The 26904-nt window shown below is 48.9% G+C and carries 20 protein-coding genes; 18 read left to right on the top strand and 2 right to left on the bottom strand.

Annotated elements, in window-relative coordinates; genetic code table 11:
* The first annotated feature begins 4 nt into the window (after positions 1–4).
* From AC0IYG_RS20990 to AC0IYG_RS20970, 5 genes are all read left to right on the top strand, one after another.
* A complete protein-coding gene (locus AC0IYG_RS20990; RefSeq protein WP_471713019.1) occupies positions 5–1819 on the top strand; it encodes a RagB/SusD family nutrient uptake outer membrane protein in 1815 nt (604 codons plus the stop codon).
* 135 nt (positions 1820–1954) lie between these two features.
* On the top strand, positions 1955–2476 hold the full coding sequence (locus AC0IYG_RS20985) for a VOC family protein (protein WP_471713018.1): 522 nt from the start codon (positions 1955–1957) through the stop codon (positions 2474–2476).
* A 9-nt stretch (positions 2477–2485) separates the two neighbouring features.
* Positions 2486–4822 carry a sialate O-acetylesterase gene (locus tag AC0IYG_RS20980; RefSeq protein WP_471713017.1) on the top strand — a complete coding sequence of 779 codons (2337 nt, stop codon included), beginning with the start codon at positions 2486–2488 and terminating at the stop codon, positions 4820–4822.
* On the top strand, positions 4815–5156 hold the full coding sequence (locus AC0IYG_RS20975; RefSeq protein WP_471713016.1) for a polysaccharide deacetylase family protein: 342 nt from the start codon (positions 4815–4817) through the stop codon (positions 5154–5156). Before AC0IYG_RS20980 ends, AC0IYG_RS20975 begins: the two co-directional genes overlap by 8 nt.
* A complete protein-coding gene (locus tag AC0IYG_RS20970; protein ID WP_471713015.1) occupies positions 5153–7309 on the top strand; it encodes an alpha-glucuronidase family glycosyl hydrolase in 2157 nt (718 codons plus the stop codon). Before AC0IYG_RS20975 ends, AC0IYG_RS20970 begins: the two co-directional genes overlap by 4 nt.
* Before the next feature lie 27 nt (positions 7310–7336).
* Here AC0IYG_RS20970 and AC0IYG_RS20965 read toward each other — a convergent pair whose 3' ends face one another.
* Positions 7337–7606, bottom strand: a complete 270-nt coding sequence (locus AC0IYG_RS20965; protein WP_471713014.1) for a hypothetical protein — start codon at positions 7604–7606, stop codon at positions 7337–7339.
* Between the two features lie 179 nt (positions 7607–7785).
* Here AC0IYG_RS20965 and AC0IYG_RS20960 point away from each other — a divergent pair, with 179 nt between their 5' ends.
* Both AC0IYG_RS20960 and AC0IYG_RS20955 read left to right on the top strand, forming a co-directional pair.
* Positions 7786–10569, top strand: coding sequence for a PAS domain S-box protein (locus tag AC0IYG_RS20960; protein ID WP_471713013.1), 2784 nt, complete (start codon positions 7786–7788; stop codon positions 10567–10569).
* Positions 10569–10964, top strand: coding sequence for a response regulator (locus tag AC0IYG_RS20955; protein WP_471713012.1), 396 nt, complete (start codon positions 10569–10571; stop codon positions 10962–10964). The genes AC0IYG_RS20960 and AC0IYG_RS20955 overlap by 1 nt, the downstream gene beginning before the upstream one ends.
* Positions 10965–11055: 91 nt before the next feature.
* On the opposite strand, the gene AC0IYG_RS20950 is transcribed toward AC0IYG_RS20955, so the two are convergent.
* A complete protein-coding gene (locus AC0IYG_RS20950; RefSeq protein WP_471713011.1) occupies positions 11056–11961 on the bottom strand; it encodes an SDR family oxidoreductase in 906 nt (301 codons plus the stop codon).
* A 179-nt stretch (positions 11962–12140) separates the two neighbouring features.
* Between AC0IYG_RS20950 and AC0IYG_RS20945 the strand changes: the two genes are divergently transcribed.
* The 11 genes from AC0IYG_RS20945 (at position 12141) to AC0IYG_RS20895 (ending at position 26896) form a co-directional block, all read left to right on the top strand.
* The gene (locus tag AC0IYG_RS20945; protein WP_471713010.1) at positions 12141–13541 is read left to right on the top strand and encodes a TlpA family protein disulfide reductase; all 1401 of its coding nucleotides are present in this window, start codon (positions 12141–12143) and stop codon (positions 13539–13541) included.
* Between the two features lie 9 nt (positions 13542–13550).
* On the top strand, positions 13551–14888 hold the full coding sequence (locus AC0IYG_RS20940; RefSeq protein WP_471713009.1) for a hypothetical protein: 1338 nt from the start codon (positions 13551–13553) through the stop codon (positions 14886–14888).
* Positions 14889–15028: 140 nt separating this feature from the next.
* Complete coding sequence (locus AC0IYG_RS20935; protein WP_471713008.1) at positions 15029–15547, top strand: carboxypeptidase-like regulatory domain-containing protein; 519 nt, start codon at positions 15029–15031, stop codon at positions 15545–15547.
* A gap of 14 nt (positions 15548–15561) precedes the next feature.
* Positions 15562–17499 carry a SusC/RagA family TonB-linked outer membrane protein gene (locus tag AC0IYG_RS20930; protein ID WP_471713007.1) on the top strand — a complete coding sequence of 646 codons (1938 nt, stop codon included), beginning with the start codon at positions 15562–15564 and terminating at the stop codon, positions 17497–17499.
* A gap of 2 nt (positions 17500–17501) precedes the next feature.
* On the top strand, positions 17502–18152 hold the full coding sequence (locus AC0IYG_RS20925) for a hypothetical protein (RefSeq protein ID WP_471713006.1): 651 nt from the start codon (positions 17502–17504) through the stop codon (positions 18150–18152).
* An 11-nt stretch (positions 18153–18163) separates the two neighbouring features.
* Positions 18164–20002, top strand: a complete 1839-nt coding sequence (locus tag AC0IYG_RS20920; RefSeq protein WP_471713005.1) for a RagB/SusD family nutrient uptake outer membrane protein — start codon at positions 18164–18166, stop codon at positions 20000–20002.
* A gap of 28 nt (positions 20003–20030) precedes the next feature.
* Positions 20031–20438, top strand: coding sequence for a hypothetical protein (locus AC0IYG_RS20915; RefSeq protein WP_471713004.1), 408 nt, complete (start codon positions 20031–20033; stop codon positions 20436–20438).
* Between the two features lie 18 nt (positions 20439–20456).
* The gene (locus tag AC0IYG_RS20910; RefSeq protein ID WP_471713003.1) at positions 20457–21440 is read left to right on the top strand and encodes a DUF4466 family protein; all 984 of its coding nucleotides are present in this window, start codon (positions 20457–20459) and stop codon (positions 21438–21440) included.
* A 90-nt stretch (positions 21441–21530) separates the two neighbouring features.
* Positions 21531–22814: an alginate lyase family protein gene (locus AC0IYG_RS20905; protein ID WP_471713002.1), complete on the top strand. Its 1284-nt coding sequence runs from the start codon at positions 21531–21533 to the stop codon at positions 22812–22814.
* Positions 22815–22816: 2 nt separating this feature from the next.
* Positions 22817–24682 carry a heparinase II/III domain-containing protein gene (locus AC0IYG_RS20900; protein WP_471713001.1) on the top strand — a complete coding sequence of 622 codons (1866 nt, stop codon included), beginning with the start codon at positions 22817–22819 and terminating at the stop codon, positions 24680–24682.
* 27 nt (positions 24683–24709) lie between these two features.
* Positions 24710–26896, top strand: coding sequence for a polysaccharide lyase family 8 super-sandwich domain-containing protein (locus AC0IYG_RS20895; protein WP_471713000.1), 2187 nt, complete (start codon positions 24710–24712; stop codon positions 26894–26896).
* Positions 26897–26904 lie beyond the last annotated feature (8 nt).

Genomic DNA, 26904 nt, shown 5'->3' with positions numbered 1-26904 from the left:
GAATATGAAATCCATAAAAAATCTGATCACAGCAGCCTTAATCGCTTCACTCAGTACGGGTTGCGAAAAAGTGCTCGAAGAACATCCGCAATCCCAGATCGTTCCCACTTACTTCAACAGTCCGGCGGGTGTACTGGGTGGAATTGCCGGGGTCTACAACGACATCCGTGGCCAGTGGGGAACCGAAGGTTTCACCGTTGAAATGCAGGCCGGGACGGACGAATTCATTCAGGGAGTAAATGGCGGCGGCGGTCCGGCTTACACGTACAATGGTCTCAATAGCAGCAACTTCGGTGCCGCCTGGGGCGTTGCATTTCAGGATATTAATACATTGAATGGCGTGCTCCAATACGGTGCAACGATTGATTTGCCGGAAGCCACGCGGAAGCAATATCTGGCGCAGGCCAAGTTTCTGAGAGCATTCTGGTATTTCTATTTGGTGCAGACCTGGGGCGATGTGCCGTTGCACACGGAGTTCATCACCGTGCCTTCGCAAGCCGCATCCCGCCAGCCGGCAGCGGACGTTTACGAGCTCATTATTAAAGATTTGACCGAAGCCGCAGCCGATCTGCCTAACCAACCCACTGCGCCATTCTTGGGCAAAGCAGCCACCAAGCCTGTTGCGCAACTATTGCTTGCTAAGGCATATCTGACACGCGGCTGGCTGAACAACACAGCTTCCGATTTCACCCAGGCAGCAGCCATTTGCGACGACATTATTACCAAGAAAGCAGATTATAACCTTGATTTATGGCAGGATTACGGAGACGCATTTGTGCCCGCAAACGATTATGGCAAAGAAACCATGTTCGTTAGTGACCACGTGCTCGACCCGAAATATGGTTACTACCAGGTGGGTGGACAGGCTGGGGGAGGCGCGGCGCAAAACCTGAGCCCGTGGTTTACCAACTGGAATTATCCCAACAACAGCGGCATTAACTCAATCAAAAATGCAGCCGGTGCATTTGTCAACAATGGAACTTCCGGCATGCTGCGTGACTCGTATTACGGCCGTCCTTATGTGCGGATGCGTCCGAATTCGGATAAAATGGCGACCGGGCCGCGGGCCGGTAAAAACTATTTCCTGGATCAGGCATTCACCAACCGCAATGTTGATTCGCGTTATAACAATTCATTTTACACGGTTTATATTTCAAATACGGCTGTGAAAAATGAGGCGAATGCTGCCAATAACCTCCGCAAAATCTCCTACACAACGGTTCCGGGCGTGGATACTGCCGTTTGGTTGCCCGATTATGAAGTGCCGGGCGCGCCGCAATTTGTCGGAACTCGTCCATTTAAGGGCATTGTGGTGCCGCCAAGTCTATGGAACAATGGTATTTTCCCGGCTTTGAAAAAATTCATGGACCCGAGCCGTGGAGCAAATTTCAACGATCCGTCAACGCGTCCAGCGGTGCTATATCGCTTTTCGGATGTGTATATGACGGGCGCGGAAGCCTATTTCAAAGCGGGTAACAACGCGAAAGCAGCCGCATTGATCAATGTAGTCCGTCAACGCGCAGCATTCAAAAAAACCAATTCAACCGCAGAAAACGCCGCCGCAGCAACAGCATTGACCATCACCCCGGCACAAGTAACCCTTGATTTCATCCTTGACGAACGCAGTCGCGAATTTTTTGGAGAATGGCAGCGCTGGCATGACCTGGTGCGGACGCGCTCCCTCGTGCGCCGGGTGCAGGAATGGAATCAGGAAGCTGCGCAGTATGTGAAAGATTTCAATATGCTCCGTCCCATCCCGCAATCACAGATTGACCGGGTGGTGGAAGGGCCTAAGTTTCCGCAAAACGCAGGTTACTAACAGTCTATATCGGTGACTTGAAGATGCCGAAAATGTGAAACCGCATTGTTTGTGGTTTCACATTTTTTTCAATTTGTTTCTTTCCGAGATATGTCCATTTTTGCAACTTCAATTCTTAAAATACTTAAATTATTTATGCAAAATTTCACTTTAAAGAATCTGCTTACCATCTCCGCAATGTTACTATGCGGCCTAGTTCATGCCCAGTCTAATTTTACCAACAAAACCATCGGCGTCGGTGTCGTGGTTGCCGACATGGAACGCTCATTGAATTTTTATGTAAAAGGCATTGGAATGGTGAAAACAGGGAATTTTACCATTAATGAAGAATTTGGAAAGCGTGGTGGTTTGACGGGCGGAACGGCCGTGGAAGTCAACATTCTCAAACTTGAAAATAGCCCCGAAGCGACCGACTGGAAATTGATGAGTTTTGGTAAAAAGGCGACGCACCCAGCACAGAAGTTCATTCAGGATGATACAGGTCCGCAGTACATTACCATTCAGGTTAAATCATTGAAGCCCATTATTGAGCGGCTAAAAGAGCAAAAAGTCACTTTTCTGGGAAGCACGCCCACGCCGCTGACAAAAGATTCGCACTTCGTTCTGGTGCAGGATCCCGACGGAACATTTGTAGAACTGATCGGAGCTCTTGAATAGCGATAAGTGATGCGTGTTTTTGAATTTTTGCTCCTGCTCATTTTTATTTCCGGCACATCATATGCGGAGGTTCGCCTGCCTAAGCTGATCTCGGACAACATGGTTTTGCAGCGCGACCAGCCCATAACAGTTTGGGGCTGGGCCGCGCCAAAGGAAAAAGTAACTGTCACGTTTAAAAAGAAAAGCAGCAGCGCAGTGACCCTTGCCAACGGTAAATGGCAGATCCAGCTGCCCGCGCAACCAGCCGGGACTGGTTTTGAAATGCTGATAAAAGGGAAAAACCAACTCCGCATCAAGAACATTGCCTTTGGTGACGTGTGGCTTTGCAATGGCCAGAGCAATATGGTGATTAGTATGGAGCGTGTGAAAGAACGCTTTCCCGACGATATCGCCACCGCCAATTATCCCGACATCCGCAACTTTTTCATTCCCACATTAACCGATTTGAATGGTCCGCAGGAGGATTTTCCCAATGCAGAATGGAAAGCTGCAAATCCCAAAGACGTGCTCGGCTTTGGGGCCGTTTCCTATTTTTTTGCGAGAGATCTTTATGACCAATATATAGTCCCCATCGGCATCATTAACAGCTCAGTAGGCGGCACGCCAATTGAAGCCTGGATTAGTGAAGGCGGCTACAAGGATTTTGCTGACATTCAAAAGATTATCATTCAAAACAAAGACACTTCCTATGTAAAATCAAGACGGCAGGAAGATCTGAAAAACGCGCCAAAACAACCGAAGATAACGGACCTGGGATTGGAAGAGCATTGGGAAAGCGAAGCATATCAGCCAAAGGGCTGGCGGAATTTTAACATTCCGGGATTCTGGGAAGATCAGGGATTGAAAGATCTGAACGGAATCGTCTGGTTTCGCAGGGAATTTGAAGTGCCTGAAAGCTGGATCGGGAAGCCGGTGAAGCTTTATATGGGACGCATAGTGGATGCGGATCAAATGTTTGTGAATGGAAAAAGCATTGGTACTGTGACTTATCAATATCCGCCGCGCCGCTATGAAATTCCGGCTGGTTTGCTGAAAGCAGGCAAGAATACATTTGTGATCAGAGTGACAAATTCGGCAGGAAAAGGCGGCTTTGTGCCGGATAAGCCTTATTTCATGACAGCAAATGATCAGCAAATTGATCTGAAAGGAACCTGGCAGTATAAGGTTGGACAAGTTTTCGAGCCAACTAAAATGTTGAATGCTAAGCAGCTTCCTTTAATTGCTCAAAACCAGCCGACGGCACTCTATAATGCAATGATTGCGCCCGTGCTGCCTGTGAAACTGAAAGGATTCCTCTGGTATCAGGGCGAAACCAATGTTGATCATCCCGAGCCCTACAATGCACTTTTACCCGCATTGATCAAGGATCGGCGCAGACTTTGGAATGATGAGAATTTGCCGTTCCTGGTGGTGCAGCTTCCCAATTTCCAGGACATTGATGTCACTCCCGCAGAAAGTAATATGGCGCTCCTTCGCGAAGCGCAAAATCAGGCACTAACATTAAAAAATACGGCCGTATCCGTCACGCTGGATCTGGGCGAATGGAACGACATTCATCCTTTGAACAAAAAGGACATTGGAAAAAGGCTGGCATTATCTGCCAGAAACCTGGCTTATGGTGACAAGAATGTAGTTCACAGCGGCCCGACATTGAAATCGCAAAACATTGAAGGAGATAAGATTATACTCATATTCAACAACGTTGCCGAAGGCATAAAATCGAGTGATGAAGAAACATTGCGCTGGTTTTCAATTGCGGATTATAATAAGAAATTCTTTTGGGCTAATGCAAAAATTGTAGGTAAAGATCAGATTGAGCTGAGTAGCGAAAAGGTAAAAACGCCGAAATACATTCGCTACGCCTGGCAGGACAATCCCGAAGGAATCAACTTTTACAACACGGCTGGTCTGCCTGCTTCTCCCTTCCGCACCGACGGTGATCAACTCGATGAGTCCAAACCCTGGAAAGGGAAAAAGTCAGCTGTGGTTTTGACTTATGATGACGCATTAAACGTGCATTTGGACAATGTGATCCCGGCGCTGGATTCGCTCAGCTTGAAGGGTTCGTTTTACCTAACCGCGTCATCGGACGCCGCTCGCAACCGCATCAAAGACTGGCGCGCAGCCGCCGCCAATGGCCACGAACTTGGGAATCACACGCTTTATCATCCCTGCGACGCCACTGAACCCGGCATGAGCTGGGTGAAGCCGGAGTATGATCTGAGCAAATACAGTATGGCCAGGATTCAGGATGAGATCAAAATGTGCAATGCTTTTTTGAAATCCATTGACGGCCTTGACAAGCGCACATTTGCATTCACTTGCGGGCATAAAAAAGGTGGCTGAGGGAGCATTTATAGAAACGCTTTCCAACGAATTTATCGCCGCAAGAGCCGTAAGGCACGAAATGCACACTTTCGATGAACAAAAACTGCTGGACATTGATTGCTATTCGATGGTCGAACAATCCGGGAAGGAAATGATCGAGCTGGTCAGGCAGGCGCAGCAAAGTGGTAAGCTGCTCGTTTTCCTGTTTCACGGCGTAGGCGGGGAGCATGCATTGAATGTTTCCACTCAGGCGCACAGCGAGCTGCTGCATTATTTAAAGGAAAATGAAAAAGACATTTACATTGATACGATGCGCAATGTAGCAGAGCATATCCAACATTTGAAGAAATGAATTTTTGCCAAAAATCCATGATGACCAGAAGTCTTTTACTCGCATTTTTCAGCTGTCTTTTAATTTGCTCAAAGGGCTTTGCAGCGGATCCCTTGCTTTCTGATGGAGACGATGGTTATAGGTTATGGTTTAAATACGAGCCAGTTAGCATTGCTTCTGTAAAAGCTGAATATCTCAAATACACTGCATTCATTGCGCAGCACTCAAAAACCGAAATCCTGCAAAGCGCGTCGAGCGAGCTGCAAATGGGATTGGAAAAGCTTTTGGGCAAAACGGTTCATGTTAGCAATTCAGCTGGTGGAAAAACGGGCGGGATTATATTCAAAATTGAAAGTGGCGCGGATACTACAAAGCCAGCCGAGGGTTATCAAGTTCAGCTTTCGGGCGGCAACATTGTGATCAGCTCAAAGTCCGAAAACGGCATTCTTTACGGAACATTTGCCTTGCTGCGGCACATGCAAATGCAGCAGCCGATCAAGGGACTAAGCATTGCGAGCAGCCCGAAAGTGCGTTACCGGATGCTGAATCACTGGGATAATCCCGACGGGACGATCGAGCGCGGTTATGCAGGTCAATCCCTTTGGAAATGGTATGAACTGCCCGAGCGCGTTGACCCGCGTTATACCGATTATGCCCGCGCCAATGCGTCTTTGGGAATCAATGGCACGGTGCTTAATAATGTGAATGCCAGCGCGCGGTTCATGTCTCAGGAGTACATTGTGAAGGTTGCTGCGGTGGCCAATGTGATGCGGAAATATGGGATCAAAACTTACTTATCCGTGTATTTCGCAGCACCGAAAACCCTGGGCGGACTTAAAACCTCTGATCCGCTCGACCCGCAAGTGCGTGCGTGGTGGAAGGAAAAAGTGGCTCAGATTTACAAGGAGATCCCCGATTTCGGTGGTTTTCTGGTTAAAGCAAATTCGGAAGGCGAGCCCGGGCCACAGGATTACGGTCGTAACCATGCCGATGGGGCGAACATGCTGGCCGAGGCATTCAAACCTTACGATGGAATTGTGATCTGGCGTGCCTTTGTTTACAAAGCAGACCCGAATGCGGACCGGTTTAAAGCAGCTTACGAGGAATTTGTGCCGCTGGATGGCAAGTTTGATCCCAAAGTGATTGTGCAGGTTAAAAACGGCCCCATCGATTTCCAGCCGCGGGAACCATTCTCGCCGCTCTTTGGAAATATGCCCAAAACGCCGCTTGGAATAGAGTTTCAGATCACCCAGGAATATCTGGGCTTTGCCACGCACGCCGTGTATGAAGCGCCTATTTTCAAAGAATGTCTGGATTCCGACACGTACGTAAATGGGGCCGGATCGACGGTAGCGAAGGTTGTGGACGGGAGTTTGCATAACTATTCGCGCACACTCATGGCGGGTGTGGCCAACACTGGAAACAGCCGGAACTGGACCGGGCACCCGCTTGCGCAGGCCAATTGGTATGCATTCGGAAGGCTGAGCTGGGACCATCAGCTGACTTCGGAACAGATTGCCAAAGAATGGATCGCGCTGACATTAACCCGCAATCCAAAAGCAAGTGAGCACATTGCCGCATTGATGTTGCGATCGCGGGAAATTTACGTCGATTACAACACGCCGCTGGGACTTTCACGTCCCTGGATGGGTGTTCACTTTGCGCCTGAACCCTGGCAAAACAAAGGCTCCCGCCCCGACTGGACCGCCGTGTATTACCACCGCGCAGATTCCACGGGACTCGGCTTCGACAGGACTGCTTCCGGAAGCAATGCACTCAGCCAATATCGCCCGCAGGTGCAGCAGCTATGGAACAACCCCGACCAAACCCCGCTGCCTTATCTATTATGGTTTCATCATGTCCGCTGGGACAAAAAGCTCAGCACCGGACGAACATTATGGGAAGAACTCTGCACCCGTTTTTACACCGGCACCGACTCGGTAACCTGGATGCAGCAGCAATGGGATCTGGCCAAACCGAACCTGGATCCGCAAGTTTACACCGACGTGGCCGAACGATTAAAAGTCCAGCGCCGGGAAGCGATCTGGTGGCGCGATGCCTGGGTGCTATATCTTCGGAGTTTTGCCAAAAAGCCTGTTCCTGCTGGTTTTGAACCTCCAAAGCAGACTTTGGAGGAGGTTAAGCAATCGGTAAATGTGTATTTGATGCGTTAAAAGGCTGGCTGGCGCTAGTAATCCCGTTTATTTCAAATAAGAAGCAAATTCTGTCAGGTTAATCAGCGGGATTTTGGAATGATAATGCGCGTTGATGACTTTGATGGTCTCGTTGGCAATAACCGCATTTCCGATAGCAGAAGGGTAAATTCCATCGCTGGAAAAGAAGCCATTCACGCCTGGCCTGGCACTTATTTTCAGTCCGTCATCAGTAATGTAACGGCCCGCCGAGATTTGCGCATATAATGTTTCAAGATCCACAATCAGCATCCTTTTCTCTCCTGCTTCCTTCCGCATACGTTTGTTGAATCTTTTTGACAAATCTTGTCGTAATGTGTTTAGGAATGCGATCAGAACTAGTTTTGAACCTTTTCAGTCCGTGATTGGCATAGATTTTATGCAAATAACGCCGCTGGTTTTTCAGCTTATAAGAAGGTTTAGTTAAACTTATCGGCTATAACGCCCACTTATTTTCAATGATCAACGAGCCAAATCCAGTGCCCGAGGGCCGATCCTCTAGTCAGCCAAATTATTCAGAGTACAAAGCATTATTTGAGTCATTCGCAAAGGCCACCTGGGAAACAGATGCGCAGGGGCAGACATTAAAAGATTCGCCCGCCTGGCGTGCATACACCGGCCAGACACCCGAACAATGGATGCGCCAAGGTTGGCTGTCATGCGTCCACCCAAACGATAAGGATGATGCATTAAACCTTTGGCAAACAGCAGTCCACAGCAAGAAAATGCTCAACGCTGAATGCCGCTTGCAACAACCCGATGGCGGCTGGTGCTGGAATATTGTGCGAGGCATGCCAACGTTTGACCGCGATGGAGCGCTTTTCAAATGGATATGGGCATGCATCGAAATTTCCGAGCAAAAGCAAACCAAAAACAAACGGGAACAGTCTGAAAACCAGTTCCGTCTTCTCGCAACCCTTAGCACAGACACCTTGTACCGCATGAGCGCGGACTGGAGCGTAATGGTCAGTTTGAAAGGCTTTGACTTTCTTGCTGACACTGTTAACACAAACGATAAATGGTTTGTGCAATACATTCCAGTCGCAGATCAGGAGCGCGTTTTTGCTGCAATTGACAAAGCCACCCGTGACAAAACGATCCTTGAACTTGAGCATCAGGTTTATCTAGCCGACGGCAGCATTGGATGGACATTTTCAAGGGCAGTTCCACTGATCGATGAGCGAGGCGAAATCACGGAATGGTTTGGGACGGCGCGGGACATAACAAAGCGTAAAACAGCAGAAGAAAGGAGGAATTTCCTGTTGGAACTGAGTGATAAGCTAAGGCCGCTCGCCGATTCATTCGAAATCCAGCAAAAAGCGGCTTTCCTGATCGGGACACGACTTAAAGCGGACCGCGTCATGTATGCAGAAATAGCAGGTGAGGAGGGTGAATACCTGATTTCGCACAATTATCTGGCTTCCGAGGAAACGGTCCCCGTTGTCGGGCATTTTTCAGCAGCTCAGTTCGGGCAATGGCTGATCGACGCAGGTAAGACGGGAATTACGTCGGTTGTTAATGATGTCATGGAAGACGCGCGACTGACTCCTTCGGAGCGTGACGCATTTGCCAAAATCGGCGTGAGGGCATTTATCAATACTCCGCTTAACAAGGAAGGAAAATGGGTGGCAGCGATGAAAATCCATCATCGCAATGCCCGTAAATGGACGGATTTGGAAGTTTCCCTCGCTGGCGAAGTCGCTGAGCGCACCTGGGCAGCCGTGCAGCGTGCCAAGGCAGAAGAGGCGCTGGCTGATTCGGAAAGGCGACTGCGCCTGGCAATTGATGCCACCGAACTCGGCACGTGGGAGTGGAATCTGGAAACGGACGAGGTGGTCTGGAACCCGCAGCATTTCAGGTTAATGGGCATGGAACTGGATCATGAAGTTGTATCGTCAGATGACTTTTTTAACAGGATTTATGCAGACGACCGGCCCAGGGTTTCTTCCGAAATCGGGCGCGCCATTGATCAACATGGTCTATATGACTCGGATTTCAGGATCGTGCGGGACGATGACGGGGAAGTTCGCTGGATGAGCGGTTACGGACGCGTGACGGGCATTGCAGACGATAAACCTTTCCGGATGAGCGGCGTAATGTTTGACATAACAAGCCGCAAACAGGCCGAAGAATCTTTGCGCCACAGCGAGCAGCAGCAGCGCGCCATTCTGGAAAGTGCAAAAGATTACGCGATCCTTACATTGGATACGAGCCGTAATGTGAGCAGCTGGAATACAGGGGCGGAACAAATGCTTGGTTTTACTGAGGCAGAGATTTTAGGGAAATCCGGAGACACATTCTTCGTTCCCGAAGACAGGGCGAATAATGTGCCAGAACATGAGATGAAAATGACGCTTGAAACCGGACGATACGAAAATGAACGGTGGCATATGCGTAAGGATGGCTCGCGGTTTTTTGGCTCCGGGGTGACTTCGCAGTTATTGGATGAATCGGGCAATGTGATAGGTGTTTTGAAAATGATGCGGGATTTGACCGCCCGGAAAGATGCGGAGGAAGCATTGCGGGAAGCAGACCGGCGCAAGGATGAGTTCCTGGCATTACTGGCCCACGAGTTGCGCAACCCCATGGCAACACTTTCTAACACATTGATGGTGCTGGAAATGACCGGTGGTAAAAATGGAAAATTGCCGCTGGACAAAGCCATCGAAATGATGCGGCGGGAGCTTGCCCAGCTTGTGCGGCTCGTAGACGATCTGCTTGATGTGAGCCGCATTAACCAGGGAAAGGTTTCGTTGTCGCTAGAACACCTGGATTTCTCGGCATTGGTAAAGGATGTGGTTGTGGCTGCACAACCATTCGCCGAAGCCGAAAATCGTCATCTGATTATCGAACTGCCGGAACAGCCGCTTTATCTCGATGGAGATCCCGCGCGACTCACCCAGGTTGTCCGCAATGTTTTGTCAAATGCCATTAAATTTTCGAACGAGGGCGGGAAGATTTGGGTAGATTTGAACCAGGAAAATGGCCAAGCTATATTAAAGGTTCGGGACGATGGCATAGGGATTCCTCAGGAGCAGCTGTACCAGATTTTCGGATTGTTCGTTCAAGTTGATACTTCCCGGACGCGCTCACGGGACGGCCTTGGTCTTGGACTGACCTTGGTAAAGGAATTTGTTGAAAAGCATGGGGGGAGAATCGAGGTGCAGAGTGCAGGACCAGACAAGGGAAGCGAATTTGTTATTTATTTACCTATTACAACAGCATTTAAACAGATCCCGTAATGGAAAAATCTGAGAGAAATACGATTTTAGTCGTTGATGACAATCAGGACGCAGTTTACACAATAAGCCTGTTTCTGGAATTCAAGGGATATAAAGTGCACACGCGTTATTCAGGCAAAGACGCATTGGAAGCAGTCGAAACGCTGCAACCCGATCTTGTCATCCTTGACCTTGCGATGCCGGAAATGGACGGTTACGAAACAGCAACACGACTGCGCGCCACGCATGGCACGGCACTTCCGCTAATCGCACTTTCCGGATATGGACAGCAGGAAGACAAGCGCAAATCCGCCGAAGTGGGATTTAATGCGCATTTGGTTAAGCCTGTTGATTTTCCAGCGTTGCTCGAATTGCTTGATTCGTTTCTCAACCAGCCGGCTGACATTACACATTAAGCTGTCTATCACGGAAGAACAAAGGGAGGTAAACCAACGTTTACCTCCCTTTGTTCATATTTGTTCGCTGAACATTGACTTTTCGTCAAAATCAAATTGTGATCCTGCCACCGGTTACGGGCAATGTTGCGCCTGAAACATAACTGCTTTCCTCGCTCGCCAGGAACACATAAGCCGGTGCCAATTCGGCAGGCTGGCCGGGCCTTCCCGTAGGCGTGTCTTCACCGAAAGTTTCAGGCTCGGGCATCGTTGAAGGAATGAGCGGTGTCCAGATCGGTCCCGGCGCCACAGCATTCACCCGGATTCCTTTGCCTTCTTTCAGTAAAATTTGCGCAAGATTGGCCGAAAAGTTCTGGATCGCCGCCTTTGTGGCTGCATAATGTAACAAAACCGGAGTGGGAGAATATGCATTAACCGACGTTGTATTAATGATCGTGCTGCCCGGCTTCATATGCGGTTCCGCAGCTTTGCAGAGATAGAACATCGCATGGATATTCACAGCAAAAGTGTATTCCCACTCCTCAGAAGGGATGTCCTGCAAGCTCTCCCGTGCCATCTGAAAAGCCGCATTGTTGACCAGGATATCGATCTTTCCAAATTCCGCGACTGCCTTTTCCACGATTTCCTTGCAATGTGCTTCCTTGCTGATATCGCCCCGGATCAAAACGGCTTTTTGTCCAGCCTCTTCAATCCAACGCGCCGTGTCCTGGGCATCCTGATCCTCAATTTCACTCAGATAACTGATGAGGACGTCCGCTCCTTCGCGCGCAAATGCAATCGCAACCGCTTTTCCAATGCCCGAGTCACCACCGGTTATGACTGCACTTTTGCCGGTCAGTTTGCCAGATCCTTTATGTGAATGCTCGCCATGATCCGCTTTCGGCGTCAATTCAGCCTCGGTTCCGGGAGGCGATTGCTGCTGGTTTGGAAACGGAGGGACAGGATACTTGTCTGCGGGGTTTTCGTTTGTCGGTTCTAAGTTTTGTTGATTCTCCATCTTGAAATTGTTTTTGATAAGCTTTCAAATTTTGCGGTTTGCTTAAAAAAACAATTCCAGCACATGGTGTCTGCACCCAGAGTCACCAATTTCAGCCAGGTTAGTTACATTTGAGTAAATTATATAGCGGTTACACTTTATCACAACCATAAGGCCTTCATTTAAACCGAATTGTGACCATGAAAACGACAGTAATCTCCATTTTTGCCTGTTTTGTTTTTCTATCCGGCTTTGCACAGGTTCCTGGTCCGCCCAAACCGTCGGCGGGTGATTATTTCAATAATTTTCAAAAGTTCATCAATCAAACGCCGGATGCAGCCGCGGCATTCGAGAATGTGCAAAAACTAGCTTCCGATCCAGCCTATGAAAAGCTGGCCACTGATTTGATCCAAAACAGCTTCGCACAGGATTTTGCCAACAAGGAAGGAGACAGCCCCCACCAGGAAATGCGGGCAAAACGCAGAACGCTTGCGAAAGAAGTTTTGGCCAAAATGATCGCAGACTCCTCCGAGCTCGTCAGGCGTCAGGCGGCGCCGCTGTTTTTTCTAACGCAATTCCAGGAAGCTGCTCAGGATCCTGAAAAATTGACAAAACTGACGAAAAAGTTCATCAATGCTGAAATAGAAGTAAAGGATATTTACCGATACAGGGCCGGCCGTTATGTCTTGATGATTGCAGATATTTTGAACAAACATGCAGCATTGAAACCGCTTTCGAACGAACTAACAGATAAGCTGACCGTACGGTTAAAAGACGGTCAAGTGGTTGTAAATGAATCGTCTACTAATGCTGATCTCGACAAACGAGCCTGGTATCGCTTTCTTTACGCGTATGTAAATTTTTTAAAGTCAGAGCAGACAAATGACCCTAAGGAGGATGAGGCTTTGCTGAAAACGGCTTTTGCTTACAGCCCCGATCTGGTGGATAAGAACCGTAAACACGCATATTTTTATGACATGCATATGCTGCTTGGCCGCGAAAAAGACGGGTTTCAGGATGAATATCTGAATTTCATCACAACCAAAAGTGACAAGAAACAAGTGCTGGCAACGCTGCTGTCCATGACGCTCGTTGAACCTAATTATAAGGATAAGCTGTTGGCGGCACACCGGGAAGCAATGCCGGGCGAGGATTTCGCAGCATATTGGAGAAACGCGATAGATGCAAAGGCAGTGAAGTCACCGGCGCTTGATCTTCCGGTTATGGGTGACAAATCTTATTCAAGTAAATCGCTATCCGGGCAATGGATCCTGGTTGATTTTTGGGGGACTTGGTGCGCACCATGCCGTGAGGAACATCCGGACCTGCAAAAGTTTTACGAATCCACCATTGCTGATAAATCAAAAAACCTGTCCATCCTGACCATTGCCTGCCGCGACACAGAGGCGAAAGTGACGGCTTATATGACCAAAAACAACTACAATTTCCCAGTTGCAATGTCTGATAAAGTCGTTGAGAAATCGTTCCAGGTGCAGGCTTATCCAACCAAAATCTTGATCACACCCACGGGTAAATATGTCATTGTCCCGTTCGGCACAGACTGGGTGAGCTTTGTAAATAAATATGTGCAGGTAAATTAATCCGACCCGATGAAAAAATTTCTATTTCTCTTCGCAATGCTTGTTGGACTGGCAGAATGCAAGAAAAGTAATGACAAAGAAGAAGTTACACCGGAGCCTACGGGACTCGTAACGGCTTCTGAATTTTTGAAAGCCCTCGACGTGACTGGCGCAGAAGCTGTCCGCTTTGATTCTGCCAAAAACAGTTACATTGTAAACTTGCCGGATGGATACACGCGTGATAAATCAGAAGTGCTTCTGACCTTGCAGCCTAACATTTTACTCGAAGCAGATTCAGAGCGGCCAGGCGCAGGAAGTGTTATCAATTACGATTACCGGGGAACCAAGCCACTGTCCGTCAGATTACGCCGTAAATCGGGCAACCGGGTGTTCAGTTTTCAAGTATATTTCAGGTTTTCTGGAATGCCGGAGATCGAGCTGCTCGCGAAGCAAATTCAAGTCCACCAGTTCTACACACAGCTCGATTTACGCTACGGGAAAAATGTGGGCAGCATTCCAGCGAGCCCGCAACCATCCCGCGCTGTCGTCAGAATCACCAATAAAAAAACAGGGAAGGCCATAAAAGCGAGCTTTGATGATCAGTTCGCAGTTATGATCATGGAGGGCGATTGGAACCTGATCACAGGTGACCTGACAAATGTGGAGGTGACACTGAACGGGCAGAAGCCAGTCACTTTCGAGGGCGTGAGATTTGCTGCGCCAAGTGCAATGGTTTATCCGACACCGAGTTATAAGTATCAATTTCTGTACGCAGACACCATAAAAGTGTACGGTGAAAATTTGGCCCGTGGCAGGAAATATTCGGTACGATTCTCGAATGATTTTCTGGCTAGCCCGATGGCGGCACCAGCGAAGATTGTCGATGGGAACTGGCTTGAGGTGGATCACATTCCAGCCGAATTGCCGGAAGGTTCTTATCTGCTTTCGTTTTTTGAGGCAGAAAAATTGATCGGGCATACGAGCTTCCATGTTTCTTCACATGAAACCAATGGCATAGAATCTATCTGGAAAGGTAACCTTTATGGCGCAACGACGCGGGATGTGAGCGCATTATCGGTTCGCAGGGGTGAATCTTTCTTTGTTAAGTCTTCGCCGTTGATTTATGGTTATGGCAACTCCAGTATCGATGCAGCCAAGCTGCCGCGTCTGCGTCTCAGGTCGGGCCAGGCAACAATTGAGCTTAATCCTGAGCTGGTCGTCTTCGGTTGGGCCATAGCCGGAATTACACTTGGCGTTGGCAAATTCACCATTCCTGCAACGCTTCCTCCGGGAAATTACGATGTGCACGGCCTGTTCGTGAACAATAGTGAATCCAAGCCTTACTGGTCCAAATTGCAGGTTAAGTAAAATGCTTTTTGTCAAATTAGTACGAGCATCGTCATCATTATCTAATAAACTATTTAAATATTTTTTGTAAAAATAGTCAGGGCGGTTTAAAATGATTTGCGTCACCTGTGGACACAAATAAATCTTAGACCAACTTAACTATGAAACAATCCTCTACGCGCATTCCGTGGGGAAGTCTCGCCGTCCTGTCAGGAATCTGGCTGTGCGCGGGGCTTCAAACGGAGGCAAGAAGCGGCAACCTGACGAGCGTCAGGCATGAATCCAGAGCCGCTGTGACCATTACCGGTAAGGTAACCGATGAAAAAGGTGCCGGGTTGCCCGGTGTCAATGTCATCGAAAAAGGCACCTCTAACGGAACCACCACCAATCCGGACGGAGATTACACGATCACGGTTGCCGGCGCGTCGTCGGTGCTGACATTCAGCTTCATCGGCTACGTTCCCCAGGAGACCACGATCGACAACCGCACGGCGATCAGCATTCAGCTTGCGCCCGAAAACAAATCACTGGATGAAATAGTCGTTGTAGGCTACGGAACCCAGAAAAAAGTGAATGTCACCGGCGCCGTCTCCGCCATTAAGATCGATGACAAGATCACCAACCGCTCTCTTAGCAACGTTTCATCAGGTCTTCAGGATTGGTGCCAGGCCTTGCCGTGAACCAGAATTCGGGTATGGCCGGCCGCAATAATGCATCGCTGGTGATCCGTGGATTAGGGACCGTCAACAACGCCAGTCCGCTGGTGGTGGTCGACGGAATGCCTGATGTGGATATCAACAGGCTGAATATGAATGATATAGAAACTGTATCCATTCTGAAAGATGCCACGTCTTCATCTGTCTACGGGTCCCGCGCTGCAAACGGCGTTATCCTGATCACGACCAAATCGGGTAAGGGCCAGGAAAAAGCATCCATCAACTTCTCCGGAAATTACGGCGTTCAGATTCCGACCCGGTCGTATGAATTTCTGGCAGATTATCCGCGCACGCTCACACTTCACCAGCGCGCGGCAGCTGTAAACACTTTGCGTTCCAACTTCAATTTCAAAGACGGCACCATTGACCAATGGATGGCGATGGGCATGATTGATCCCGTTGCATTTCCGAACACAGACTGGTGGGATGTGATCCTGCGCACAGGTTCGGTGCAGAACTATAACCTGTCTTCTTCCGGCGGCGGAGATAAGTCCAATTTCTTCATTTCGGTTGGATTAATGAATGAAAAAGGCTTGCAGGTCAACAACGATTTCAAACGTTACAATGCCCGCTTCAACTACGATTACAAAGTCCGCAAGAACATTAACACAGGCGTCAAATTCAATGGAAACTGGTCGAATATGACCTACGCATTGGAGGACGGCTTCACGGATGACGATGCTGCGAACACCGCGGGTTTTGATATGCAATATGCGATCCCGGGTATTTTGCCTTACGATCCGATCACGGGTAATTTTGGTGGCGTTATGGCGTATAATGAAGATCCTCAGGCATATAACCCTTATACACTCTATGTCAACCAGCTCAATAAGCAAAACAGACAGGAAGCGAATGCCAACATGTATGTGGACTGGACGCCGATCAAAGGACTGACTGCGCGCATTGATTACGCATTGAATTATTTCAATCAGTTTCGCTGGAATGCGGCCATGCCTAATCAGTCGTACAATTTCCAGACAAACACATTCGGCAGCCGCGTGTATGTAGGCCCGAATGCGGGTGTGGGCAATTTTACAAACACAGGTTACAAAACCTTGCTGAACGGAAGGCTGAATTACAACACGACGATTGGCAAAAACCACGAGCTCGGTGCGATGTTCGTTTACAGCGAAGAATATTGGTATGACCGCTATCAGGCCACTTCCAGGAACGACAGGCTGCATCCTTCGCTGCACGAAGTGGACGCAGCTTTGACGGACATTCAATCCACTGGCGGTAATTCTTCGACAGAAGGTTTGCGCTCATACATTGGTCGGATCAATTATGCTGCTTTTGACAAATATCTGCTCGAAGTGAACTTCCGTTCGGATGGTTCTTCAAGGTTTCTTCCGGGCAGCCAGTTCGGGTTTTTCCCATCAGCAGCACTGGGCTGGCGCTTTACAGAGGAAGCATTTATCAACCGTTACACAAGCGGCATTCTCACCAACGGAAAGATCCGCGCTTCTTACGGAAGTCTGGGAAACAACAGCGGTGTAGGCCGTTACGAGCAGCAATCGACGCTTGCGGCAAGCAATTATATGGTTAATGGGCAGATTGTAAAGGGTTTTGTAAACAGAAAACTCGTGAACAAAGACTTGTCCTGGGAAACTACGAAAGTATTCAACCTGGGTCTGGATCTGGGTTTCCTAAACAACCGCCTCACGGCCGAAATCGATTATTACGACCGCCTTACCACCGGCATGAACCGTCCTTCGGAAATGTCCAACTTGCTAACGGGTGCGTATGATGCGCCGCGGAAGAACATTGGTAACCTGCGCAACCGCGGTGTTGAAGGAAATGTGACGTGGCGTGACAGGAAAGGCGCGGTCAATTACTCACTGGCAGTCAATGCGTCCTATAACAGGACTAACCTCGAATCCTGGAACGAATTTCTGGCGAGAGGTTATACTTTCTGAATATGCCTTATCACTTCTTGTACACTTACCGCGATGCAGGCGTTGCCCAAACCTGGCAGGATGTGTACAATGCAACTCCGCAAGGTGCTTCTCCCGGTGATATTTTACGCAAAGATGTGAACGGGGACGGAAGAATTTCGGATGAGGATAAAGTGGCTTACCCGAAAGTTCAGCGCGACCGCCCCACCACCAACTTCGCATTAAACGGAAGCATTTCGTGGCGTGGAATTGACCTGACATTCCTTTTGCAGGGAGCTTCCGGCCGGAAAGATTATTGGATCAATATCTACAACAATGTCAACTTCGGCGCACAGCGTTACGCTTCGACACAGGGACATTGGGACAATCCATGGTCAGTGGAAAACCGCGATGGTGCATGGCCGAGACTGAACGGAAATGCCAACCGCGAGGAAACGACTTTCTGGCTTGATAACCTGTCTTACCTGCGTGTGAAGAACATTCAGTTGGGTTACAACCTGCCCATAACATTGACCAAAAAGCTGGGCATGACCAACTTCCGCATCTTCGCTTCTTCCGAAAACCTGGCCACGATCACCAAATTCCGCGGACTGGATCCTGAAAAAGCCGGCAACAGAAGCGATGCATATCCTTTGAACAAATCCTATTCAGTTGGCATCAACATAGGCATCTAAAAGCTATTCTAATGAAAAGTATCAAACATATATTATCAGCTATCACGGTCACAGGGCTCCTTTTCGGTGTGGGCTCGTGTACGCAGGACCTGCTTGAACAGGACCCTACGACTGAACTGGCCACCGATGCATTCTGGAAAACCGAAGACGACGCAACATTTGCCTTAAATGGGGCATATGCATCCGTTCGCCCGCTTTTTGACCGTGATTATTATCTTGACGGACACGGAGAATATGTCCGCACACGCGGGACCAGTGCGACAAGCGGCAACCTGCGCTTAGGCGATGCTTATCACGATGGTGACTATAATCCAAGCGGTTATGGCGACAATTTTGACAAAATGTACAGATATCTGTATGGTGGCGTCAACCGCACGAATTACGTAATCACCAATGTGGAAAGAATGCTGCGGACTGCGAAACCGGAGTCCATTCCCAAGCTGGAAGCGATTGTGGGAGAAGCGAAGCTTTTGCGTGGAATGGTGTATTTTCGCCTGATCTCCATGTGGGGTGACGTGCCCTATTTTACCAAGATCGCTGAGAGCAATGCGGATGTCTCCACATTAGCCAGGACGCCCATCACGCAGGTGAAGGATTCCATCATGGCTGACTTCAATTATGCTTTTGAAAAACTTCCTGAAAAAGGGCCGGGTGCGGGGCGTGCGGGAAAACCTGCTGCACTTGCGTTCCGTGGGAAACTGCAACTTTACTGGGCGTGCTGGAACCGTTTTGGCTGGCCTGAACTTGAAAATTTCAAGCCCGATGCAAACGCTGCAACAGCAGCCTACAATGCCGCAGCCGCAGATTTTAACTCCGTGATCAATGATTATGGTCTGGCGCTGTTCCGGAGTGGAGAGCCCGGAGACATTGACTCGCTGGGCAAAGCCGACAAGCTGCCCAACTATTATTATCTGTTCACACCAGCGGCTAATAATGATCCCGAAATCATCATGGGTTTCACGCATGGCGGCACTGGAACGAGCCAGGGCGAAGAACTGATGCGCGACTTTGCAGGCCGTTCTCACGAAGGTTCGCAACTCTGGGTGGCACCGCGTTATGAGATTGCCGATCGTTATCAGTCGATCGTAACGGGTGATTTTGCTCCGAAATTGGTTCCTATGAACCCATCTGACGCGGGTGCACGCACTGCGCCAAACTCCGCCGTGAATCCGCAAAGTTATAAGAACCGCGATTACCGGATGAAGGCTTCCATCATGTGGGATTATGAACTGAGTGTTGGGCTGGCTTCGCTGAAATCCACCGGCTGGTCGCCATTCATTTACAAAACCTGGAACCAGCCTGTTACAATCAATGGCGTGAAATACACGACATACAATACGGACGGCTCCAACTCGGGTTACGTGTTCCGCAAGTTCCTCCGCAACTATGCCGGTCAGGGACGCAGCGACGGCGATTACAACTTCCCGGTAATGCGGCTCGCAGACGTTTATCTGATGTATGCCGAGGCCACCAACGCCGTGAAAGGTCCTACTGCCGACGCCATTGCATTGGTAAATAAAATCCGTCACCGGGGAAATCTGCCTGCGCTTAAAGCAACCAAAACCGCCAATGCGGATGCGTTTTTCGCTGCCATTGAGCAGGAACGCATCATTGAGCTTCTGGCAGAAGGGCACCGTGGATTTGACATTCGCAGATGGCGTGCACAGGAACGCGTGTGGGGCGCTCCTTATACCGAGGGCATCTGGCGGATTGATACGCACGGAGCCAATCAGCAGCGATATTTCCAGAATACACCGGAACGGACTTATCAGCAAAACTACATTTTCCGGATTCCGCCGGGCGAGCGCGACCGCAACCCGAACCTGACCCAGAACACACCGTGGCTGTGATTTTTTTAAAACATTAACATTTATTCCAATGCTAAAAAATATAAAATGGATCGCCGCAATGATGCTGACCGTCAGCGTGCTGGTGTCCTGTAAAGAAGATTTCCCGGTAGACGAGGACGGGCTGCTGATCACCAGCCGCAGCCAATGTTACGTGAGTAACTTCGAGCTGCTAGGGCCTGATTTTCAAACCGTAAGGGTAGAAAATGCGGTGATTGACACCACGGCGCAGACGATCAATGTGAAGGTTTTCTATGGAACGGATCTTACCAATCTTTATCCGCAATTTACGCTCGTAACCGACGCCAAGCTCGATCCCAAGATCGTTGGAAAAGTAGATTTCTCCGATCTGTCAAGCCCGAAACAGTATACAGTGGTGTCGGGCAATCGCAAGGTCAGGAAAACGTATTCGGTGAATCTTACGGTGCAAACGCCATAACCTTTAAACAACAAGATCATGAAAAATACCTGTTTGTATTATATTCTTGTTTTGTTCGGGTTCCTGGCGCTTTCGTCCTGTGAAGAGGAAGAATATGCCATCCCGACATTGAAGCAGGAACTTCAAAATGATGTCATTAAGCGGTCGATCGGGCCGAATCTGGTCGGTATGGACATTGAATTTGCTTATGCTATGGCGCTGCCAAAGGGCATGGGCAAGCTCGTTTCTGCCGAAGTGGAAGCAACCATTGCAGGCGGCGAGTCGACTTACCTTGAACACCGGTCGTTTTCTACCAATGGAAGTGGTGAGGACGTGGGCGTGGAAGTAGGAAGCAAGTCTGTGAACAGCGGCGGCAAAACGAATGTAACATTTACCAAAGACACCTCAGCTGCCACGCTCCGTTACTTTTACCGCATTCCTGGCGCTGCAAAAGGAAAAGAGGTCTCGTTCAAGTTTTCCGCACAGGCCAGCAATGGTCAATCGGTAAGCTATTCCATGGGGCCATACAAAATTGCCGAAATGGACATGGTCCTGGATCTTGATGTGGTGGACAGCACCAAAGCATTCATTTCCATTGAGGATATGGCTGTTTACACCGCCGCCAATGCAGCAGCGAATGCCGCGAAGATCGACCTTGTGTATCTGTATCGTTCCATTCCGAACATTACATTCTCGCACGGACTCGTGGCGCCTTTCGCCAAAACTTACCTGCCCGGTATAATTCTACCCCCAGGCGCGACGCGCAACACGAAGGTGCAAAAAGTATGGAACCTGCGCGATTTTCATCTCGCGCGCTTACAATATGGCGTGTACATTGATGACCTGGATTTTCAGCAGCTCAATATGGCTACGGCGCCGAATTATGCCATTAATATGCGTTCCGAAGCGGGTGTTTGGGTGGAAACGGAGGATGGAAAATACCGCGCTTACGTGTATGTGAACTCAGTTAATAACAATGGTAAAAGCGCCAAGATCAGCATCAAGCGCTACCAAATGAAATAACATTGCTGAACGAATACGCTGCATTTTACGTGGGTTGTGAACATCGCAACCCACGTAAATGTGCAGTTTCTCCACTTCCTAACACCCTTAATGATGAAGAAATTTGCCTTCGCAACCCAAGTGGCGGCTGGTTTGATTTTGTGTTTTTCGACATTGGCCAAACCAGAAACCTTTGCCCACGCCATATTACCGATTCAAAACTCCGACCGCATTAAAGTCAAAGACAATAATCATTTGGCTGATCCTGTCCGGACGTTCTTGGTTGATCCCAACTTCCTCGAAGCCTCCAAAAGCAAGATCAAAAAAGGCGATAAACAGCTCCAAAAAGCATTGCAGGAATTGTTAGCGCAGGCAGACAAAGCATTAAAATCAGGACCTTACTCGGTAACTTACAAAAGCAAAGTGCCGCCAAGCGGCGACAAGCACGATTACATGAGCGTAGGCCCTTACTGGTGGCCCGATTCTACAAAAGCCGACGGGCTGCCCTACATTCGGAAAGATGGCCAAGTGAATCCGGAACGGTTCAGTATAAAAGATGCAGATTACCACGGCAGTTTGTGCCGGGACGTTTTCCGGCTTTCGTTAGCGTGGTATTTTACAGGAGAAAAGAAATATTCCGATCACGCGGCCACGCTTTTGAGAACCTGGTTTTTGGATAAAGACACGCGCATGAATCCAAACCTGAACTTCGGACAAGCCATTCCCGGCCACACCGACGGACGTGGAATCGGCATCATTGACACCCGCGCCCTTCCGCTTTTAATCGACGGCGTACAACTGCTCAAAAACGCTGGAAGTCTGCCGGCTGCTGATTATCAGGGGGTTCAGGATTGGTATAAATCATTCCTTAGCTGGATGCGGACGAGTCCGATTGGCTTGGATGAAGCGGATGAGCATAACAATCACGGCACTTGGTATGATGTGCAAACGGTCTCAATGGCGCTTTTCACGGGTCAGCCTGATTTGGCGAAGGAAATTTTAGAACAACAAACAAAAAAACGGATCAGCACCCAGCTTGACACCAGCGGCGCGCAGCCGCACGAGCTTGCCCGCACAGTTTCCTGGAATTATTCGATCATGAACTTGCAAGGCTTCTTTCAGCTCGCGGCTTTGAGCGACCGTGTGGGCGTTGATCTTTACAATTACGTTACACCGGACGGAAAAAGCATTAAGTTGGCATTCAAATGGTTGCTGCCTTTTGCCCAAAACAAAAAACCGTGGACGCATCAGCAGATCAAACCCATTCAGTATGACGCCTTTTACCGCATTGCAAAATCGGTTTCAGGCAAATATCCAGACCTTGATTTATCGGGAGTTATCGGTGAAAAGGATGAAGAAAATGCGTTGCTAATGCTCACGAACGTGAATATCTAATTATGAAAAGAATCATTACATTAATCACCATAATGCTGCTTTTTTGCGGATTTCCCGGTCAGAGCCAGTCTAATCCGGATGTTTTGAAATCCATGAAAAAGGATCATCCGAGATTGCTTTTGCTGAAAGGTGAGGAGCAGGCAATGCTAATTCAGATCAAAAAACACCCGGAATGGAGTTCGATCCACAAGGAGATCCTCGCTGAATGCGACCGCCTGCTGGATACGCCGCCTGTGGAACGTATCAAGATCGGAAAACGCCTTTTGGATAAATCACGTGAATGTTTGAGGCGTGTTTTTCAATTATCATATGCTTACCGGACGACTGAAAATGAAAAATACCTCAGGCGCGCGGAGAAGGAAATGATGGCCGTTGCTGCGTTTGAAGACTGGAATCCATCACACTTTTTGGATGTCGCAGAAATGACGATGGCTGTCGCCATCGGTTACGACTGGCTTTACAAAGGGCTGACAGTTGAGGCACGGAAGACGATTGCGAATGCAATTTTGACCAAAGGCCTTGAACCATCATTTGACAAAAAATATAATTTCTTCCTCAATGCGACGCACAACTGGAACCAGGTCTGCAACGCCGGCCTGACTTTTGGCGCATTAGCCATTGCCGAAACCCAGCCTGAAATGGCGGCAAATGTGATTTCGCGCGCTATTGCAACTGTTCCGAAAGCCATGGCCCCATCTTACGAGCCAGACGGCGCTTATCCCGAAGGTTTCAGTTACTGGGGTTATGGGACGGGCTTTAATGTGTTGTTTGTCAGTGCCATAGAGAAGGCATTGGGGACTGACTTCGGACTTTCAAAAGCGCCCGGGTTTCTGAAAACGGCTGGTTTTTTGCAAAATCTGGTTGGGCCTACGGGCATGGCGCACAACTGGGGCGACAGTGGCTTGCGGGAAGGACTTAGCCCTGCCATGTTTTGGTTTGCTGAAAAAACAAAGGATCCGTCACTGCTCTGGACACAAAAAAAGTTGCTGCAAGGCGAATCAGACGGCCATGTGCACAACCGCATTTTGCCAGCGCTGCTCGTTTGGGGCGTGAAAACAGACCTTGACGCGGTGAAGCCGCCTGCCAAAAAACAATGGGTAGGGCAGGGGCCGTCTCCTGTTGCGCTGATGCGGACTTCGTGGGTTGACCCGAATGCCATTTTTGTCGGGCTGAAAACGGGTTCACCAGCTGTGAATCATGCACATATGGACATTGGTTCATTTGTAATCGATGCGCAGGGTGAGCGCTGGGCCATGGATTTCGGGATGCAGGATTATAATTCGCTTGAAACGAAAGGGGTTGATCTCTGGAACCGTGCGCAGAACTCGCAGCGGTGGGAAGTTTTCCGGCTCAATAATCTGGCGCATAACACATTGTCATTTGACGATCAGCTCATGAATGCAGACGGCTATGCCAAAATTGACACTTGGTCAGAAAGCAAGGACGAAATGCTCGCCGTAACGGATCTTTCGGAGCTGTATAAAGGGCGGGTTTCGAATGCAAAACGCGGCATTGCGATCCTCGATGAAAAGTATGTTGTGGTGCGGGATGAAGTGAAGGCAGCGGATAAGGCTGTTAAAATGCGCTGGAATTTGCTGACGGGTGCAACGGTAAAAATCGTCGATGGCAAAACGGTTGAATTGTCTCAAAACGGCAAAAAAATGCTGATCGTATTCGAAACAGAAGCAGACATTGAGATCAAAACCTGGCCCACGACACCGACGCACGACTATGATGCGCCGAATCCAAATACGCAATTTGTGGGCTTTGAAGCGACGATTCCTGCGAATGTTGCTGCGGATTTTAACGCAATTTTTTCGCCTTCAACGGAAACGCCGAAGGTGAAACCGCTTGCATCCTGGAAATAAAGCCTCATTGATTTTATCCTGAACCTGATGAAAAAAATATTCTTTCTGCTCATAATCCTGGCGCAGCTCGGCTACGCACAACAATTGCGCAAACCCGGTGAAAATGTTGCTTTACCCGTTGAAGCTGGGAAAGGCCAGCCGGACGCCGATCTTGAAAAAATCAGACAACGCATTATCGATGATTTGCTTAAACAGACTGTGGACGCGAAGCATATTGAGGAGCTGATCAGCAAGCAAAAACAAGATGGCACCTGGCCCGATATCAATTATAGCGACGTGTCCCGCACCGGATTTGAGCACAGCATACATCTCAATAATATGCTTGAATTGGCGCGCGCATTGAAAAAACCAGGCTCTCCGTTTTTAAATAAGCCCGAGGCGAAAAATGCGGTTTCAAATGCGCTCGACTATTGGTTAGCACATGATTTTATTTGTGAAAACTGGTGGTGGAACGAAATGGGAACGCCTCAGTTAATGATCAATATCCTGCTCGTAATGGATGAACAACTGACCGAAAATCAACGAAAAGAGGGCGTCAGGATCGCGGGCAGGGCTAATTTGGAAGCTTCCGGTGCGCGGCCGGGAGGCGACCTGATCCAGATTGCCGGAATGCGTGGTAAGCAGGCACTTTTTCAGCGAAATCCAGAGGTGCTCGCCAATGTTATGGAAGTAATGGTGTCCGAAATAAAGGTTTCGACCGGCCGCGGATTAAAGCCGGACCTGAGCTTTCACCACCGGACGGACAATGTGATTTCGACACTGGCATACGGAACGGGATATGCCAATGCATTTGCATATTGGGCAGTAAAAGCGGAGGGCACGAAATACAGGTTGCCCGATGAACCGATGAAGCTGCTCGTCGATTATTTTTTGGATGGAATCTGTCAGTCGCATGCTTTTGGCAAATATCCTGATCCCGGGGCTGAGAACCGTGGAATTAGCCGGAAAGGTGCATTGAAACCAGCCGGTCCGGAACTGGCGGAAAACCTCCTGGCGGCCACTTCATACCGAAAGGCGGAGCTGGAAAATATCGTCCGGATCAGGAAAGGGGAAGTGAAGCCTAATTTGACCCGTGATTACTATTTCTGGCATTCGCACTATTATACGCATCAGCGCCCTGGCTATTATGCTTCGATCCGGATGCATAGCAAGCGCGCTGCGAATATGGAACAGCCGCATAATGAGGAAGGTCTGAAAAACCACCATTATGGAGATGGAAGCAACTTTATCACCCGCACAGGCCGGGAATATGACCAGATCTTTCCGGTTTGGGATTGGCAAAAAATCCCTGGAACCACCATTTTGCAAACACCCGAGCTGCCACACTGGAAAGAGCTTGCCAAGCCGGGCCTTAACGACTTTACAGGCGGCGTAACCGACCAGCATTACGGAGCAGCGGCATTTGATTTTGCGAGTGTGCACGATCCGCTCAAAGCAAAGAAAGCGTGGTTCTTTTTCGATAAAGAATTTGTCGCACTTGGAGCGGGCATTAACGCAGATGCGGATTACAACGTTGTTACTACATTGAATCAGAGCCTGTTATCAGGCGAGGTTTTGGCAGGCGTTGATGGCAAGATGGTTACATTGAAATTAGGCGCGCATCAATTAGATAATGCAAACTGGATTCATCACGACAGCACGGCTTATATTTTTAGTGAGCCAATATCATTAAATGTCAGCAATCAGCAACAAACGGGCAGCTGGCGCGAGATCAATCACCACTCGTGGGCGACGGACGAAAAGATCAGCAAAGACGTTTTCAAAGCCTGGCTCGACCATGGAAAAAGACCTGCTGATGCGGCTTATCAATACATTGTGGTTGCTGGCATAAAGGCTTCTGAAATTGACGCTTACCGGAAGAATCTCCCTGTTCAAATCATTGTCAATTCTCCGGAAATGCAGGCTGTGCGTCATGCAGCGCTGGGTTTGGTGCAAATTGTTTTTTATAAACCAGGGAAAATTGAGTTTGCGAAAGGATTATCTGTGACAGCCAAAGGACCGTGCATGGTGATGCTGGAAGTGAAGCAGGATCATGTAAATAAAATCACCATTTCTGATCCGACCGGTAAGCATGCTCAGCTGCAATTGGAGGTTACGGGCAAAGTCAAATCTGGTTTGGGCAATGTGCAAATGTCGGATGCCGGGGGAGGCAAAATGCTGCTTACTTTTAAAATGCCCACGGATGGGATGGCTGGACAGAGTGTAAGTCTGTAATTTGCCTG

Source organism: Dyadobacter sp. AC419 (genome assembly GCF_979253085.1).
The sequence above is the reverse complement of the archived record's forward strand: the minus strand, read 5'-3'. Positions and strand labels throughout refer to the sequence as shown.

What these genes read in the sequence shown, in the direction of transcription:
- AC0IYG_RS20950 (WP_471713011.1), bottom strand. Translation starts at nt 11,961, where the DNA reads ATGGAGAATCAACAAAACTTAGAACCGACAAACGAAAACCCCGCAGAC.
- AC0IYG_RS20965 (WP_471713014.1), bottom strand. Translation starts at nt 7,606, where the DNA reads ATGCGGAAGGAAGCAGGAGAGAAAAGGATGCTGATTGTGGATCTTGAA.
- AC0IYG_RS20915 (WP_471713004.1), top strand. Translation starts at nt 20,031, where the DNA reads ATGCTAAAAAATATAAAATGGATCGCCGCAATGATGCTGACCGTCAGC.
- AC0IYG_RS20920 (WP_471713005.1), top strand. Translation starts at nt 18,164, where the DNA reads ATGAAAAGTATCAAACATATATTATCAGCTATCACGGTCACAGGGCTC.
- AC0IYG_RS20925 (WP_471713006.1), top strand. Translation starts at nt 17,502, where the DNA reads ATGCCTTATCACTTCTTGTACACTTACCGCGATGCAGGCGTTGCCCAA.
- AC0IYG_RS20940 (WP_471713009.1), top strand. Translation starts at nt 13,551, where the DNA reads ATGAAAAAATTTCTATTTCTCTTCGCAATGCTTGTTGGACTGGCAGAA.
- AC0IYG_RS20990 (WP_471713019.1), top strand. Translation starts at nt 5, where the DNA reads ATGAAATCCATAAAAAATCTGATCACAGCAGCCTTAATCGCTTCACTC.
- AC0IYG_RS20970 (WP_471713015.1), top strand. Translation starts at nt 5,153, where the DNA reads ATGAATTTTTGCCAAAAATCCATGATGACCAGAAGTCTTTTACTCGCA.
- AC0IYG_RS20980 (WP_471713017.1), top strand. Translation starts at nt 2,486, where the DNA reads ATGCGTGTTTTTGAATTTTTGCTCCTGCTCATTTTTATTTCCGGCACA.
- AC0IYG_RS20905 (WP_471713002.1), top strand. Translation starts at nt 21,531, where the DNA reads ATGATGAAGAAATTTGCCTTCGCAACCCAAGTGGCGGCTGGTTTGATT.
- AC0IYG_RS20900 (WP_471713001.1), top strand. Translation starts at nt 22,817, where the DNA reads ATGAAAAGAATCATTACATTAATCACCATAATGCTGCTTTTTTGCGGA.
- AC0IYG_RS20945 (WP_471713010.1), top strand. Translation starts at nt 12,141, where the DNA reads ATGAAAACGACAGTAATCTCCATTTTTGCCTGTTTTGTTTTTCTATCC.
- AC0IYG_RS20960 (WP_471713013.1), top strand. Translation starts at nt 7,786, where the DNA reads ATGATCAACGAGCCAAATCCAGTGCCCGAGGGCCGATCCTCTAGTCAG.
- AC0IYG_RS20910 (WP_471713003.1), top strand. Translation starts at nt 20,457, where the DNA reads ATGAAAAATACCTGTTTGTATTATATTCTTGTTTTGTTCGGGTTCCTG.
- AC0IYG_RS20935 (WP_471713008.1), top strand. Translation starts at nt 15,029, where the DNA reads ATGAAACAATCCTCTACGCGCATTCCGTGGGGAAGTCTCGCCGTCCTG.
- AC0IYG_RS20930 (WP_471713007.1), top strand. Translation starts at nt 15,562, where the DNA reads ATGGCCGGCCGCAATAATGCATCGCTGGTGATCCGTGGATTAGGGACC.
- AC0IYG_RS20895 (WP_471713000.1), top strand. Translation starts at nt 24,710, where the DNA reads ATGAAAAAAATATTCTTTCTGCTCATAATCCTGGCGCAGCTCGGCTAC.
- AC0IYG_RS20955 (WP_471713012.1), top strand. Translation starts at nt 10,569, where the DNA reads ATGGAAAAATCTGAGAGAAATACGATTTTAGTCGTTGATGACAATCAG.
- AC0IYG_RS20985 (WP_471713018.1), top strand. Translation starts at nt 1,955, where the DNA reads ATGCAAAATTTCACTTTAAAGAATCTGCTTACCATCTCCGCAATGTTA.